The organism is Pseudomonas sp. GW823-FHT04A03, from assembly GCF_058796615.1.
This window is the reverse complement of record NZ_JBXAIV010000010.1, coordinates 173,808-188,473: the sequence shown is the minus strand read 5'-3', so window position 1 is coordinate 188,473 and position 14,666 is coordinate 173,808. Positions and strand designations below refer to the sequence as shown.

At 61.7% G+C, this 14,666-nt stretch carries 11 protein-coding genes; 2 read left to right on the top strand and 9 right to left on the bottom strand.

The window, feature by feature from the left end; genetic code table 11:
* The first annotated feature begins 30 nt into the window (after window positions 1-30).
* Window positions 31-1,065, top strand: coding sequence for an OmpA family protein (locus AC1Q9F_RS22775; protein WP_207985518.1), 1,035 nt, complete (start codon window positions 31-33; stop codon window positions 1,063-1,065).
* A gap of 74 nt (window positions 1,066-1,139) precedes the next feature.
* On the opposite strand, the gene cobA is transcribed toward AC1Q9F_RS22775, so the two are convergent.
* From cobA to AC1Q9F_RS22735, 8 genes are all read right to left on the bottom strand, one after another.
* On the bottom strand, window positions 1,140-1,892 hold the full coding sequence (cobA, locus tag AC1Q9F_RS22770; protein ID WP_207985519.1) for a uroporphyrinogen-III C-methyltransferase: 753 nt from the start codon (window positions 1,890-1,892) through the stop codon (window positions 1,140-1,142).
* Between the two features lie 13 nt (window positions 1,893-1,905).
* The gene (locus AC1Q9F_RS22765; protein ID WP_492620873.1) at window positions 1,906-4,620 is read right to left on the bottom strand and encodes a nitrate reductase; all 2,715 of its coding nucleotides are present in this window, start codon (window positions 4,618-4,620) and stop codon (window positions 1,906-1,908) included.
* Window positions 4,620-4,937 carry a nitrite reductase small subunit NirD gene (nirD, locus tag AC1Q9F_RS22760; protein ID WP_007951992.1) on the bottom strand — a complete coding sequence of 106 codons (318 nt, stop codon included), beginning with the start codon at window positions 4,935-4,937 and terminating at the stop codon, window positions 4,620-4,622. Before nirD ends, AC1Q9F_RS22765 begins: the two co-directional genes overlap by 1 nt.
* Window positions 4,934-7,387, bottom strand: a complete 2,454-nt coding sequence (gene nirB, locus AC1Q9F_RS22755; RefSeq protein WP_492620872.1) for a nitrite reductase large subunit NirB — start codon at window positions 7,385-7,387, stop codon at window positions 4,934-4,936. The genes nirD and nirB overlap by 4 nt, the downstream gene beginning before the upstream one ends.
* A gap of 309 nt (window positions 7,388-7,696) precedes the next feature.
* The gene (locus AC1Q9F_RS22750; RefSeq protein ID WP_492620871.1) at window positions 7,697-9,367 is read right to left on the bottom strand and encodes a bifunctional protein-serine/threonine kinase/phosphatase; all 1,671 of its coding nucleotides are present in this window, start codon (window positions 9,365-9,367) and stop codon (window positions 7,697-7,699) included.
* A gap of 7 nt (window positions 9,368-9,374) precedes the next feature.
* Complete coding sequence (locus tag AC1Q9F_RS22745) at window positions 9,375-10,586, bottom strand: nitrate/nitrite transporter (RefSeq protein ID WP_102686943.1); 1,212 nt, start codon at window positions 10,584-10,586, stop codon at window positions 9,375-9,377.
* Window positions 10,587-10,807: 221 nt separating this feature from the next.
* Window positions 10,808-11,383, bottom strand: coding sequence for an ANTAR domain-containing response regulator (locus AC1Q9F_RS22740; protein ID WP_007916390.1), 576 nt, complete (start codon window positions 11,381-11,383; stop codon window positions 10,808-10,810).
* 15 nt (window positions 11,384-11,398) lie between these two features.
* On the bottom strand, window positions 11,399-12,610 hold the full coding sequence (locus AC1Q9F_RS22735; protein WP_492620870.1) for a CmpA/NrtA family ABC transporter substrate-binding protein: 1,212 nt from the start codon (window positions 12,608-12,610) through the stop codon (window positions 11,399-11,401).
* A gap of 222 nt (window positions 12,611-12,832) precedes the next feature.
* Between AC1Q9F_RS22735 and AC1Q9F_RS22730 the strand changes: the two genes are divergently transcribed.
* Window positions 12,833-13,852 (top strand): quinone-dependent dihydroorotate dehydrogenase, encoded by a 1,020-nt coding sequence (locus tag AC1Q9F_RS22730; RefSeq protein WP_085609036.1) that lies wholly within the window; start codon window positions 12,833-12,835, stop codon window positions 13,850-13,852.
* A 138-nt stretch (window positions 13,853-13,990) separates the two neighbouring features.
* Here AC1Q9F_RS22730 and rmf read toward each other — a convergent pair whose 3' ends face one another.
* A complete protein-coding gene (gene rmf, locus AC1Q9F_RS22725; RefSeq protein ID WP_003223300.1) occupies window positions 13,991-14,206 on the bottom strand; it encodes a ribosome modulation factor in 216 nt (71 codons plus the stop codon).
* Window positions 14,207-14,666 lie beyond the last annotated feature (460 nt).

Here is a 14,666-nt window from a genome sequence, read left to right as displayed (position 1 = left end):
CTTCACAATCACCAGATGGGGATTTAACGGATGAAACTGAAAAACACCTTGGGCTTGGCCATTGGTTCTTTGATTGCCGCCACTTCGTTCGGCGCTCTGGCACAAGGCCAAGGCGCAGTTGAAATCGAAGGCTTCGCAAAGAAAGAACAATTCGACAGCGCTCGTAACTTCAAGAACAACGGCAACCTGTTCGGCGGTTCGATCGGTTACTTCCTGACCGACGACGTTGAACTGCGTCTGGGCTACGACGAAGTGCACAACGTGCGTTCCGACGACGGTCGTAACATCAAGGGCGCCAACACCGCTCTGGACGCTCTGTACCACTTCAACAACCCAGGCGACATGCTGCGTCCATACGTATCGGCTGGTTTCTCCGATCAGAGCATCGGTCAGAACGGCACTGGCGGTCGTAACCGTTCTACCTTCGCCAACGTTGGCGGCGGTGCCAAGCTGTACTTCACCGAGAACTTCTACGCCCGTGCTGGCGTTGAAGCTCAATACAACATCGACCAGGGCGACACCGAGTGGGCTCCTAGCGTCGGTATCGGTGTGAACTTCGGTGGCGGCTCCAAGCCAGCTGCTGCTCCAGTTCCAGCTCCGGCTGAAGTCTGCTCCGACAGCGACAACGACGGCGTTTGCGACAACGTTGACAAGTGCCCAGACACCCCAGCCAACGTAACTGTTGACGCTGATGGCTGCCCGGCAGTTGCTGAAGTTGTTCGTGTTGAGCTGGACGTCAAGTTCGACTTCGACAAGTCGGTTGTGAAGCCAAACAGCTACGGCGACATCAAAAACCTGGCTGACTTCATGAAGCAGTACCCATCGACTCGCACCACTGTTGAAGGTCACACTGACTCCGTCGGTCCTGACGCTTACAACCAGAAACTGTCCGAGCGTCGTGCAAACGCCGTTAAGCAAGTTCTGACCAACCAGTACGGTGTTGAATCGTCCCGCGTTGACTCTGTTGGCTACGGCGAAACCCGTCCAGTTGCTGACAACAAAACTGAAGCTGGCCGTGCTGTTAACCGTCGCGTAGAAGCGCAGGTTGAAGCTCAAGCTAAGTAATTAGCTGCCGCTCCGAGAAAAGCCCGGCTTAGGCCGGGCTTTTCTTTGCCTGCGATTTGGTGAAGCCGGGATTGTCAGGCCAGTCGATCGGCTGCCCAGCCAATCGAATCCACTTGGGTCGCTGCCGCTGCGACGGCGCCTATGACCAGAATTGCAGGGCTCTTGAGCTGGAAACCAAGGGCATCGCCTTCCATCGCTGTCAGATTGCTGCGGCATTCGCGCTGCTCCGGCAAGGAGGCGTTCTCGATCATCGCCACCGGCGTATCCGCCGCCATGCCTCCTGCCAACAGCTGCTCGCGAATCTCGCCGAGCTTCGCCACCCCCATGTAAATCACCAGCGTCGTCCCGCCTTGCGCCAGCGCCCGCCAGTTCAACTGGCTATCGTCCTGAGTATGAGCCGTGACCAGCGTCACGCCCCGGGCCACGCCGCGTAACGTCAGTGGAATATCACACTGGGTCGCGCCGGCCAGTCCGGCGGTGATGCCATTGACCAGCTCGACCTCGACTCCGCGCTCGCGCAACCACTGCGCTTCCTCACCTCCGCGCCCGAAAATGCACGGATCGCCACCCTTGAGCCGCACCACGCATTTACCCTGACGGGCATAACGCAGCATCAGCCGATGGATGAACGCCTGAGGCGTCGAGCGGCAGCCGCCGCGTTTGCCGACCGCGATAATCCGCGCAGCAGGGCAGTGCTCAAGCACCGCCTCATTGACCAGATCGTCGATCAGCACCACCTCGGCTTCGCGCAAGGCCCGTACCGCTTTGAGCGTCAGCAATTCAGGATCACCGGGACCCGCGCCCACCAGCCAGACTTTCGCGTTCATGGTGTTTTCCTCTTCAGATGACGGCGACCGGACGCACTTCGGCGGCCAGCAAACGCTTGATTTCCGGGACGCAGGAGCCGCATTGCGTGCCGCACCCCAACTTGTTTTTCAAACCCTGTAGATCAAGACCTTCACGGATACCGGCGCAGACCGCGTTGTGGCTGACGTTCTTGCAGTTGCACAAGGTTTTGTCCGCCACAACCTGCGCGCCGGTATTGCCCGGCGGTGCACTCATCGGTGCCAGCAGCCAGCGCCGCAGTTGTTCGTCGGCGCGCCCCTCCAGCCACAGGCCTTGCAACCAGTGCTGAGCGAGGGTTTCACCGGCCAAGCGGATCGCAGTGATTCGCCCGTTCTCGATGCGCACCCGTTTGCCGATGGCGCGGCGAGGATCGTCATAAGCCAGCACCGGCCCGTCGATCAGGGCCAGGCACTGGTCGATTTCACGCAGCAATTGCGGTTCCGGCGCCACGGCGCTGGCTGCGCGTATCAGCAGCGCAGGCCGTTCGCGTCCGACAAGGCTGAGACTCGCGTAGGAAAACGCCTCACAGAGCGGTCGAAGCGCCTCGAAATGCCGTTGAACATCGCCCTCGATCAGTGCGAACAGTTGCCATGGCAAATTCACCGGTTCCAGTCGTACACCGCTGTGCTTGAGTTCCGGCTGTTTCGACAAGGGATCGAAGGCGGGCAGGGTCAGGCTGTTCACGCCGCCCTTGAGGAAACGATCGCCCCAGTGCATCGGCAGGAACGCCTGACCCGGACGCACGCTGTCATCGCTGGCGACCGCCACGATCACTGCGCCTCGACGACTTTTCAGGTTCACGAGATCTCCCGGTTGCAAGCGGTGGCGGCGCAACTCGTCAGGATGCAGGCTCAATACCGCTTCGCTGACATGGCCGAATAACTGAGCCGCCGTGCCGGTGCGGCTCATACCGTGCCATTGATCACGCAGGCGGCCGGTGATCAGGGTCAGGGGAAAGCGCGCGTCGCGTTGTTCCTTGGCGGCGCGATAGGGATCGGCAACGAACTGCGCGCGTCCGTTCGCCGTGGGAAATATCCCGTCGCCATACAACCGGGCTGTGCCTTGGCGAGCGCCAGCGGGGAAGGGCCATTGCTGTGGCCCCAGTTCATCAATCAACCCATGGCTGATCCCGGACAAATCCAGATCGCGCCCTCGGGTCAGTTGTTTGTACTCGTCAAAAAGCTGCGCCGGTTGCTCGAAGGCAAACAGGCCAGACTGCTGCGGGCGCAGACGTTTCTCCAGGAGTTGTGCGAAATCAACGGTAATCGCCCAGTCCGGGCGCGCTTCACCCGGTGCGGCGATGGCCTGGCGGACGTGGGAAATCCGCCGCTCTGAGTTGGTCACCGAGCCTTCCTTCTCGCCCCAACTGGCCGCCGGCAACAGCAGATCGGCAAACGCTGCGGTCTCGGTGGTGCGAAACGCCTCCTGCAACACCACGAAGGGACAAGCCTCCAACGCTGCACGCACAGCGTTCTGATCCGGCATCGATTGCGCAGGGTTGGTGCAGGCAATCCACAACGCCTTGATCTTGCCGTTGCGTACTTGCTCAAACAGTTCGATGGCGCTGAGACCGGTATTTTCCGGCAGCTTATCCACACCCCAGTACGCCGCGACCTCTGCGCGGTGTTCTGGATTGGCGACTTCACGATGGCCCGGTAACAGATTGGAAAGACTGCCGGTTTCGCGCCCGCCCATGGCATTCGGCTGACCGGTCAGGGAGAAAGGTCCTGCACCCGGTCGGCCGATTTGCCCGGTGGCCAGGTGCAGATTGATCAGCGCGCTGTTCTTCGCGCTGCCGGCGGTTGACTGGTTCAGACCCATGCACCACAGCGACAGAAAACTCGGCGCGGTGCCGATCCATTCGGCGCATTGCTGCAATTGCTCGACACTGATCCCGCACAGCTGCGACACCATCGCCGGGGTGTAGTCGCGCACCAGACTTTTCAGCTCGGCGAGGCCTTCGGTGTGCGCCTTGATGAAGTCGCGGTCGATCCAGTTTTCCCACAACAGCAGATGCAAAATCCCATGGAACAAAGCGACATCGGTGCCCGGCAGTATCGCCAGGTGCAGGTCCGCCAGATCGCAGGTGTCGGTGCGCCGTGGGTCTATGACGATGACTTTCATCTGCGGACGGCGGGATTTTGCCTCTTCGAGACGACGAAACAGTACCGGGTGGGCGTAGGCCATGTTACTGCCGACGATCACCACGCAATCGCTCAACTCCAGGTCTTCGTAGCTGCACGGCGGTGCGTCGGCGCCGAGGCTGCGTTTGTAGCCGACCACCGCCGAAGACATGCACAGCCGCGAGTTGCTGTCGATGTTGTTGGTGCCGACCAGCGCCCGCGCCAGTTTGTTGAAGGCGTAGTAATCCTCGGTCAGCAACTGCCCGGAGATGTAGAACGCCACGCTGTCCGGGCCATGTTCGGCGATGGTGTCGGCGAATACGTTGGTGGCGTGATCCAGCGCGGTGTCCCAGTCGCAGCGACTGCGCGCCAGGCCTTTGCCCAGGCGCAATTCCGGATATAACGCCCGTGCCGCCAGATCGCCGGTCAGGTGCAGGGTCGAGCCTTTGCTGCACAGTTTGCCGAAGTTGGCCGGATGCGCCGGATCGCCGCTGACGCCGAGGATGCGCTCGCCGTCATGCTCGATCAGCACGCCGCAGCCGACCCCGCAATAACAGCAGGTCGAGGCGGTCGTCTGGCGGTTCATCAGACGGCGTCCCGCAGCGCCAATTGCACGCGGCCATTCTCGACTCGGGCCGGATGATGGTGCGCGCAGCCGACGTCCGGCGCCTGGGCTTCGCCGGATTGCAGGTCGATCTGCCAGTTGTGCAGCGGGCAGGCGACACGTTTGCCGTAGATCAGGCCTTGGGACAATGGGCCACCCTTGTGCGGGCAGCGGTCATCGAGTGCGAAAACTTCGTCGTCGCTTGTGCGAAAGATCGCAATGTCACCTTTGGGCCCGGCAATGATCCGCGAACCGAGGGCGTTGATCTCTTCCAGGGCACAGATATCGAGCCAGTTCATGCCGGCACCTCCAGGTTTTTCACAGGGATCACGTCGAATTCTTTCTTCAGTTGCGGCTGGGCGAGGCGCTCTTTCCACGGATCCTGTTCGAACGACAGAGAAAATTGCAGGCGTTCGTTCAGGGCCTTGCGGCGCTCGGGATCTTCCAGCACGGCTTTCTTGATGTGCTCCATGCCGACCCGTTGCAGGTAGTGCACGGTGCGTTCGAGGTAGAAGGCTTCTTCGCGGTACAGCTGCAGGAACGCGCCGTTGTACTCGCGCACTTCCTCGGCGGTCTTGAGCTTGACGAAGAACTCGGCGACTTCGGTCTTGATCCCGCCGTTGCCACCGATGTACATCTCCCAGCCGGAATCGACGCCGATGATTCCTACGTCCTTGATCCCCGCTTCCGAGCAATTGCGTGGGCATCCGGAGACCGCCAGTTTCACTTTGTGCGGCGACCACATGTTGAACAGATCGTGTTCGAGGTCGATGCCCAGTTGGGTCGAATTCTGCGTGCCGAAGCGGCAGAACTCGCTGCCGACGCAGGTTTTCACGGTGCGGATCGATTTGCCATAGGCGTGGCCGGATGGCATGTCGAGGTCTTTCCACACACCGGGCAGATCCTGCTTCTTGATCCCCAGCAGGTCGATGCGCTGGCCGCCGGTGACCTTGACCATCGGCACCTGATATTTGTCCGCCACGTCGGCGATCCGCCGCAGTTCCGACGGGTTGGTCACGCCGCCCCACATCCGTGGCACCACCGAATAAGTGCCGTCCTTCTGAATGTTGGCGTGGGCCCGCTCATTGAACAGGCGCGACTGCGGATCGTCCTTGGCTTCGCCGGGCCAGGTGGAAATCAGGTAGTAGTTGAGGGCCGGGCGGCAAGTGGCGCAGCCGTTCGGGGTGCGCCAGTTGAGGTAGCTCATGGTGCCGGCGATGGTCAGCAAATGCTGTTCGCGAATCGCCTGGCGGATCTGGCCGTGGTTGAGGTCGCTGCAACCGCAGATGGCTTTTTCGCTTTTCGGTTTGACGTCCGCCGCGCCGCCAACGGTGTTGATCAGGATCTGCTCGACCAGCCCGGCGCAAGAGCCGCAGGAGCTCGCAGCCTTGGTGTGTTTCTTCACTTCGTCGACGCTGAACAGCCCGTGTTCCTGAATCGCCTTGACGATGGTGCCCTTGCACACGCCGTTGCAGCCGCAGACTTCGGCGTTGTCGGCCATGCTCATGGCTTTGTCCTGGCCCTGATGTCCTACGTCGCCTAAAGCATTTTCGCCAAACATCAGGTGATCGCGGATCTCGCCGATGGCGTGATTCTCACGAATCTGCCGGAAATACCAACCGCCATCTGCCGTATCGCCGTACAGACAGGCGCCGACCAGCACGTCATCCTTGATCACCAGTTTTTTGTACACCCCGCCGATCGGGTCGGAGAGGGTGATGGTCTCGGTGCCTTCGCCGCCCATGAAGTCGCCAGCGGAAAACAGGTCGATGCCGGTGACTTTCAATTTGGTCGACGTCACCGAGCCCTGATAGCGGGCGAAACCCAGTTGCGCCAGGTGATTGGCGCAGACCTTGGCCTGTTCGAACAGCGGCGCGACAAGGCCGTAGGCGATGCCACGGTGGCTGGCGCATTCGCCGATGGCATAGATGCGCGGGTCGTAGGTTTGCAGGGTGTCGTTGACCAGAATCCCGCGATTGCATGGGATGCCGGCCTTTTCCGCCAGTTCGGTATTGGGGCGGATGCCGGCGGCCATGACCACCAGATCGGCGGGGATGATGTCGCCGTTCTTGAATTGCACCGAGCCGACGCGTCCATTGCCGGCGTCGTGCAGGGCCTGGGTCTGTTCGCACAGGCGAAAGTGCAGGCCACGGGATTCGAGGGCGGATTGCAGGAGCTGGCCGCTGGTCTTGTCCAGTTGCCGCTCCAGCAGCCACTCGCCGAGGTGCACCACGGTGACGTGCATGCCGCGCAGCATCAGGCCGTTGGCCGCTTCGAGACCGAGCAGGCCACCGCCGATCACCACGGCGTGCTTGTGGGTCTTGGCGGTGTCGATCATGGCCTGGGTGTCGGCGATGTCGCGGTAGCCGATCACGCCCTGTAAGGTGTTGCCGGGGATCGGCAGGATGAACGGGGTCGAGCCGGTGGCGATCAGCAGGCGATCGTATTCGGCCTCGGTGCCGTCCTCGGCGATCACTCGGCGTTTGACCCGATCGATCTCCACCACTTTGCGGTTGAGCAGCAGTTTGATGTTGTTTTCCAGGTACCAGTCGAGGTCGTTGAGCACGATTTCTTCGAAGGTCTGTTCGCCGGCCAATACCGGCGACAACAGGATGCGGTTGTAGTTGGTGTGCGGTTCGGCGCCGAAGACCGTGATGTCGTACAGCTCGTTGCTCAGCTTGAGCAATTCTTCCAGGGTGCGGACCCCGGCCATGCCATTACCGATCATCACCAGTTTGAGTTTTTTCATCAGGTTCTCCGGGAGCATCGGGCTTGCCTCTTGTGGGCAGTCAGGCCTTGCTCGACAAAAATGGCGCAAACAAAAAAGGCGTCCCGCCAGTTACCTAGCGAGGACGCCTTTGTCCTTGTCCCGTTCTCTCGGGAAGCCTGGCCTTCGTCGTTGAAGGCCGGGCTTTATGTCAGTTGAAAACGTTAATGCAGTGGTTGTGCCAAGTCGCGGTGAGCCGCGAATTCACTGGGGTAATGCTGGAATTGGCCAGATGTTCATTGTGGTTTTTGCACTGAATGGAAGCGGCGCGCCCGTTAATGGAGCGCCGCATCAGCCATGAAACAACAGAAACAGCAGGACCAGATTGCCCAGCAGTGCCAGCAACGCCAACGTCCGCCAGACCTTCAGTGGCTCCCGTTCCAGCAAGGGGCGAGGGCGCACACTCAGGCTGCGGCGCTCACCTTGCTCCAGAATCAGCAGCCATTCCTCGGCGGTTTCATAACGTTGCAATGGATCGGCTGAGACCCCGCGCTCCAGGCACTGCGCCAGCCACTCCGGCAGATCCGGGCGATAACGACCGGCACTCACCGGCACCCCGAAACGCGGGCGCTGGAAGGCTTCGATCTCGCCGTAGGGAAAATGCCCGGTGAGCAAGAAATACAAGGTCACGCCCACCGCATACAGATCCTGTTGTGCGCTGGGTGCTGCGCTTTGAAAGGCTTCCGGCGCAATGTAGCTCGGGGTTCCGGGCAAGGTTGACGGCGCGTCCTGCGACAGACCGGGGCAATACGCCAGGCCGAAATCCAGCAGGCGCAACTCGCCGTCGTCCCCCAGGTGCAGGTTTTCCGGTTTGATGTCGCGGTGCAGGATCTGCCGTCGATGCAACAGGCCGACGGCCCGCAGCAGGCGTTCGGCCAGATCCTGCCATTGGGCCAATGGCAGCGGGCCGCTTTGCTCGAACAAATGCGCCAGGGTTGTCCCTGAATATTCACGCATCACGTAGTACAAATGCTGACGCTGACCGGCGCTATGGACTTCAGGGAAGTGCCGCCCAGCGACGCGTTTGAGAAACCATTCCTCCGCCAGCAAGGCCTGACCGGCCAGGGCATCGTCTGCCAGTTGTGCAGGCAACGTCTTCAACAGCCACGCCTGGCCCTGACCGTCGAGCGCGCGATACAGCAACGATTGCTGGCTCCGGCTCATAACCTCTTGAACCTGCCAGCCTTCAAAGACCTGATCCGGTTTCAGCGGCGGGGGCAGCGGCCACTGCTGCAAATGAATCAGCGCGTCGCCAAGGCTGGCCTCGCCGACGGCATCCACCCGCACCAACAGCGCGCTGGCGTTGTCCTGACTGCCGGCCAGATGCGCGGCGTTGACCAACGTTTGCGCGGCACTGTGCAGATCCGGCTGATCGCGCAGAATTCCGGCGATGGCGGTATCGCCGAGCGCCGCCCACACGCCATCACTGAGCAGCACAAAACATTCGCCGTCACGCAGTTCGCCATCGAGAAAGTCCAGCACCAGATGCTGATCCAGCCCCAATGCGCGCTTTAGCACATGCTGCATGCCCGGCTGATCCCAGACGTGATCTTCGCTGATCCGTTGCAAGGTCTCGGCGTGCCAGCGGTAAACCCGACAATCACCGACGTGCGCCAAAGTAAATCGCCGGCCTCGCAGGACCAGCGCACTGACCGTGGTAAGCAGCGGCTGTCCGCCACCGTTGGCCTGCAACCAGCGGTTTTGCGCGAGCAGCAGACGATCAAGGGCCTGGGCCACGCTCCAGGTTTCCGGGGTGGCGTAGTAGTCCAGCGCCAGCGCCTGCAAGGTCGAGCGCGCGGCCAGCCCGCCATCGGCGCACTGGCTGACGCCGTCGGCGATGGCGAACAGAAAACCCTTGCTGGCGGCCAGCGCCGGGGCCGGGGTCACCAGGCGCAAAGCGTCCTGATTTTCCGCGCGGGGGCCGGTGGCGCTGGCTTCGGCAAAGCTCAGTTGCAGAGCCATGAAGGCCTCAGACCCGGGCAGCGGTCACGGCCGCCGAACCCCAGGTGGTTCTCCAGCGACGTTTGACCCCGTGCAGACCGAACCACGCCAACACGCCAAGGCTGGCGAACAGCCAAAGCGCCAGTTGATAGCTGCCGGTGCTCTGTTTGATCGCGCCCATGCCGGCTGCCAGAGCGAAACCGCCGATGCCGCCGGCCATGCCGATCAGCCCGGTCATCACGCCGATTTCCCGACGGAAACGTTGCGGCACCAGTTGGAACACCGCGCCGTTACCCGCGCCGAGACCGAGCATGGTGCAGACGAAAAGTGCCAGCGCCGCGTAGGAACTTGGCAGGTTGAAGCCGACCGCTGCAATACAAACCGCTGCCACCGTATACATCGCCAACAGCGTGCGAATGCCGCCGAAACGATCAGCCAGCGCGCCGCCCAAAGGACGCATCAGGCTGCCGCCGAACACGCAGGCCGCGGTGTAGTAACCGGCGGTCACCGGACTCAGGCCGTATTGATCGTTGAAGTAGCCGGGCAGGGCGCTGGCCAGACCGATGAAGCCGCCGAAGGTGACGCTGTAGAAAAACATGAACCACCAGCTGTCACGGTCGCCAAGGGCCTTGAAGTAGTCGGCCATGGATTTGGCTTTTGGCCGCTCCGGCGCGTTTTTCGCCAGCCAGGCAAACAGCACCAGGGTCAGGATCAGCGGAATCAGGGCGAAACCGAACACATTGCTCCAGCCGAACGACGCGGCCAGTACCGGGGCGATCAACGCAGCGAACACGGTCCCGGAATTGCCGGCCCCAGCGATTCCCATTGCCTTGCCCTGATGCTCCGGTGGATACCATTGCGAAGCCAGAGGCAGGGCTACCGCGAACGAAGCGCCGGCCATGCCGAGGAACAGACCGAGCAGCAGGGCCTGTTCGTAGCTGTGGATGCCGAGTTTCCAGGCACCGAACAGTGCGCAGATCACGATTACCTGGCCAATCAGCCCGGCGGTTTTCGGCGACAGGCGATCGGCGAGCATACCCATCGCAAAGCGCAATACCGCGCCGGCCAGAATCGGCGTGGCGACCACAAGGCCGCGCTGTTGAGTGGTCAGGTGCAGGTCGGCGGCAATCTGCACCGCCAGCGGGCCGAGCAGGTACCAGACCATGAAGCTCAGGTCGAAATACAGGAAGGCCGCGAACAGGGTCGGGGTGTGGCCGGATTTCCAGAAGCTTTTATTCATCGCGCACCTCAGCTGTAGAGAATCTCGAGAAGGAGTCAGAACCAGCACAGTGGGGCGCCGCCACGGCCGCACCACCGGCCCCGGGCTGTGGGGCCAAAACGCAAAAACGCCGCTACCCCGGATCGCCGAAAGGGGCGAAGAAGGTGAGCGACGTCTTTGTCGTAGGTGGGGCAACCGCCGTTGGTTACCTGTAGGGATTGCTTAGCGAGATTTGTGCCAGCTCAGCCAAGCAACTCGCTCATGGCAATGATCTGCTCCGCCACCTGAATCAGTTTCTGCTGGCGGCTCATGGCCTGGCGGCGCATCAGGGTGTAGGCCTCTTCTTCGTTGCAATCCTTCATTTTCATCAACAGCCCTTTGGCCAGCTCGATGCGCTTGCGCTCGGCCAGTTGCTGGTCGCGGGCCTGAAGCTGGGCGCGCAAGGCCTGGTCGCTTTCGAAGCGGGCCATGGCCACGTCGAGAATCGGCTGCAGGCGTTGTGCGTGAATGCCTTCGACGATGTAGGCACTGACCCCGGACTTGATCGCCTGACGCATCACGCCGGGATCATGCTCGTCGGTGAACATCACGATCGGCCGGGGCTGGTCGCGGCTGACCAGCACCACTTGTTCCATCACATCGCGACTCGGTGACTCGGTATCGATCAGGATCACGTCCGGACGCACCGTTTCGACGCGCGCCGGCAGGTCGATGGTCAGGCCCGACTCGTCGATCACCTCGAAACCGGCCTCGGTCAGCGCGGCTTTCAGGCGTCCGACTTTTTTCGCGGTGTCGTTGATCAGCAGAATGCGCAGCATGTTCGCGGTCTCCTGTCAGCGCTGGGCAAGAAGGGGGGCGCTGTCGCTCAGCGCGTGGAGCTTGAAGCTCCGGGCGTAGGCGGCCGGGTCGTTGCCGTCCCAGATTTTGCCGTCGATCAACTGGCTGCTGCGCATGTCCTTGCCCCAGGCCGCGACGCCCACAGCAGTCGCCGCGTCGCGATAGATCTCCAGTTGTTGTACCTGACGGGCGACGGCGAGGTAGTCCGGGTCATCACGCAGCAAACCCCAACGGCGAAACTGGGTCATGAACCACATGCCGTCCGACAGGTACGGCAGGTTCACCGCGCCATCGCCGTGAAAGCGCAAGGCGTGCGGGTCCTGCCAGCGATTGCCGAGGCCATCGTCGTAGTCGCCGAGAAAGCGTGGTTCGATGCAGGAGACCGGGGCGTCGAGGTATTCCGGGGCGCTCAGCAACTGCGCGGTGCTGCGGCGGTTTTCCGGGCTTTCTTCGATGAAACGGCTGGCTTCGAGGATCGCCATCACCAGCGCGCGGGCGGTGTTGGGGTATTGCTCGACGAAGGCGCGGGTGCAGCCGAGGACTTTTTCCGGGTGATCGGGCCAGATGGTCTGGCTGGTCGCCAGCGTGAAACCGAGATCCTGCTGCACGGCGCTGGCCGCCCACGGTTCGCCGACGCAGAGGCCATCGATGCGTCCGGCCTGCAAGTGCGCGACCATTTGCGGCGGCGGCACCACCACGCTGTCGACATCCTGCAACGGATGGATGCCCTGGCTCGCCAGCCAGTAATACAGCCACATGGCATGGGTACCGGTGGGGAAGGTCTGGGCGAAAGTGAGTTTTGCGCGGGTTTGGTGCACGTGATGGTGCAGCGCTTCAGGACCGGTCACGCCCAGGCCCTGCAAACCGTGGGACAGGTTGAGGCTCTGGCCGTTCTGGTTCAGGCCCATCAGCACCGCCATGTCGGTCGGCGCGACACCGCCGATGCCCAAGTGCACCGCGTAGATCAGGCCGTAAAGGCTGTGGGCGGCATCCAGCTCGCCGCTGACCAGGTTGTCCCGCAGGTTGGCCCAGGAACTCTGGCGCTTGAGGTTCAGGGTCAGCCCGTAAGGCTGGGCAAAGCCTTGAGTGGCGGCGACCACCAGCGAGGCGCAGTCGCTCAGGGCCATGAAGCCCAGGTTGATCGCGCTTTTTTCCGGAGCATCGCTGCCGTTGACCCAGGCCAGCGGCCCGGCGGAGGTTTGAGTCATGAAAGCCACCCTCAAAAAAAACGTCGTCCCGGGCTTTGCCCGCGCAAAACCGAGAGACGACGCCATTGTCCTTGCCTGCACGCCACCATTGGCCTGCGGGCTGATACCGAGGAAGGTGCAAGGCATATGCCATGCGCACGGATTTACCCGTGCGCCTCGCGCGGCGGGGCGATGCCCGGCTATAATCGCCGCCTCTTTTCGCCGCCCGAGTCATAGCCGCCCATGTACACCCTGGCCCGTCAGCTGTTGTTCAAACTTTCCCCGGAAACCTCCCACGATCTGTCGCTGGATCTGATCGGCGCGGGCGGGCGTTTGGGCCTCAACGGCTTGCTGTGCAAGGCCCCGGCGTCGCTGCCGGTGACTGTCATGGGCCTGGAGTTCCCGAACCCTGTGGGTCTGGCGGCCGGTCTGGACAAGAACGGCGCGGCCATCGACGGCTTCGCGCAGCTGGGTTTCGGTTTTGTCGAAATCGGCACCGTGACCCCGCGTCCGCAGCCGGGCAACCCGAAACCACGGATTTTCCGCCTGCCGGAAGCCGAGGCGATCATCAACCGCATGGGTTTCAACAACCTCGGCGTGGATAACCTGCTGGCGCGGGTGGCGGCGGCCAAATACAAGGGCGTGCTGGGGATCAACATCGGCAAGAACTTCGATACCCCGGTCGAACGCGCAGTGGATGACTACCTGATCTGCCTGGACAAGGTCTACGCCCACGCCAGTTACGTCACGGTCAACGTCAGCTCGCCGAACACCCCGGGCCTGCGCAGCCTGCAATTCGGTGATTCGCTCAAGCAATTGCTGGCGGATCTGGCCACACGTCGCGCCGAACTGGCCCTGCGTCATGGCAAACATGTACCGCTGGCGATCAAGATCGCGCCGGACATGACCGACGAAGAAACCGCGCAAGTCGCCCAGGCACTGATCGAAACCGGGATGGACGCGGTGATCGCCACCAACACCACCCTCAGCCGCGTGGGTGTCGAAGGCATGGAACACGGTGACGAGGCGGGCGGTCTGTCCGGCGCGCCGGTTCGCGAGAAGAGCACCCACACGGTGAAAGTGCTGGCGTCCGAGCTGGGCGGCAAACTGCCGATCATCGCAGCGGGCGGCATCACCGAAGGCAAGCATGCGGCCGAGAAGATCGCTGCCGGCGCGAGCCTGGTGCAGATCTACTCCGGCTTCATCTATAAGGGCCCGGCGCTGATTCGCGAGTCCGTGGACGCGATCGCCGCCAAGCGCTGATCGGCGGATATAAAAGGCAGGCATAAAAAAGGGCTCCTCGAAGGAGCCCCTGGGCCGTAGCCCGCCGTCCGGGAAGGACGTGCATGGTGATCAGGGTGTTGCGAAATCAGATTGTCGTGTCGGAATAAGTGCCCTGTGTCAGCCGACGGCGTGAAGTTCGTTGAGTCTGTGGATTCCCGCAGTGCCGGTCATACCGTCCCAGTTGTCGCCGCGTCCTTCTCGCCAGCCATTGATCCAGGCTTGACGTACCGACGGTAGAGTAAATGGGCAAAGCTCACGGGATTTGCCACCAACGCCATATTGATATCCGCGCAAAAATGCTCTTTCCAACGGATCACGCTTAAGTCTTCTCATAGGGTGTTTCCCTCACTTGTTGACTGTTTTTGTCGCGTCGACCTCAATTGAGGTCTGGCAGAAAAACTCTGCCGTTGGCGGCTCGCTGCCGGCGTGGCGAGCCAAGGTGTTGACGCCGTTGCGACGTCAACCTGTGTCCAGTTCTAACCAATGAGTCACATCGATGGAATGACCGTTTTGTCATAAGGACGTAACGAAAAAGATGCTATGGCCATAAGTAACCGCGTATTTATCCAGTGTCTATTGGCCAAACCCCGGTATGATCGGCCCCGCGCTGGATGATGAGGTTAATCCTTTAGTGAGAATGACCCACGTTTACGCTGGGGTACTATTCGACGAAGGGTTGCTTTGAGTCATTTTGTTGCTTCAACTTTTTTATCTGTCCCGGCATCTAAGCTCTTTTAACCCGAGCAGCGGGGATGGAACGGCACACCTTCGTGCCACGCGGGCGCTCTTGTAG

Bases quoted from the DNA above. Each gene is read 5' to 3' on its own strand.
- AC1Q9F_RS22740 (WP_007916390.1), bottom strand. From the start codon at position 11,383: ATGCTGCGCATTCTGCTGATCAACGACACCGCGAAAAAAGTCGGACGC.
- nirD (WP_007951992.1), bottom strand. From the start codon at position 4,937: ATGAACTGGCTCGATATCTGTGCCCTGGAAGAGATCAACGCCCTCGGT.
- AC1Q9F_RS22765 (WP_492620873.1), bottom strand. From the start codon at position 4,620: ATGAACCGCCAGACGACCGCCTCGACCTGCTGTTATTGCGGGGTCGGC.
- AC1Q9F_RS22745 (WP_102686943.1), bottom strand. From the start codon at position 10,586: ATGAATAAAAGCTTCTGGAAATCCGGCCACACCCCGACCCTGTTCGCG.
- rmf (WP_003223300.1), bottom strand. From the start codon at position 14,206: ATGAGAAGACTTAAGCGTGATCCGTTGGAAAGAGCATTTTTGCGCGGA.
- AC1Q9F_RS22730 (WP_085609036.1), top strand. From the start codon at position 12,833: ATGTACACCCTGGCCCGTCAGCTGTTGTTCAAACTTTCCCCGGAAACC.
- AC1Q9F_RS22775 (WP_207985518.1), top strand. From the start codon at position 31: ATGAAACTGAAAAACACCTTGGGCTTGGCCATTGGTTCTTTGATTGCC.
- AC1Q9F_RS22750 (WP_492620871.1), bottom strand. From the start codon at position 9,367: ATGGCTCTGCAACTGAGCTTTGCCGAAGCCAGCGCCACCGGCCCCCGC.
- AC1Q9F_RS22735 (WP_492620870.1), bottom strand. From the start codon at position 12,610: ATGACTCAAACCTCCGCCGGGCCGCTGGCCTGGGTCAACGGCAGCGAT.
- cobA (WP_207985519.1), bottom strand. From the start codon at position 1,892: ATGAACGCGAAAGTCTGGCTGGTGGGCGCGGGTCCCGGTGATCCTGAA.
- nirB (WP_492620872.1), bottom strand. From the start codon at position 7,387: ATGAAAAAACTCAAACTGGTGATGATCGGTAATGGCATGGCCGGGGTC.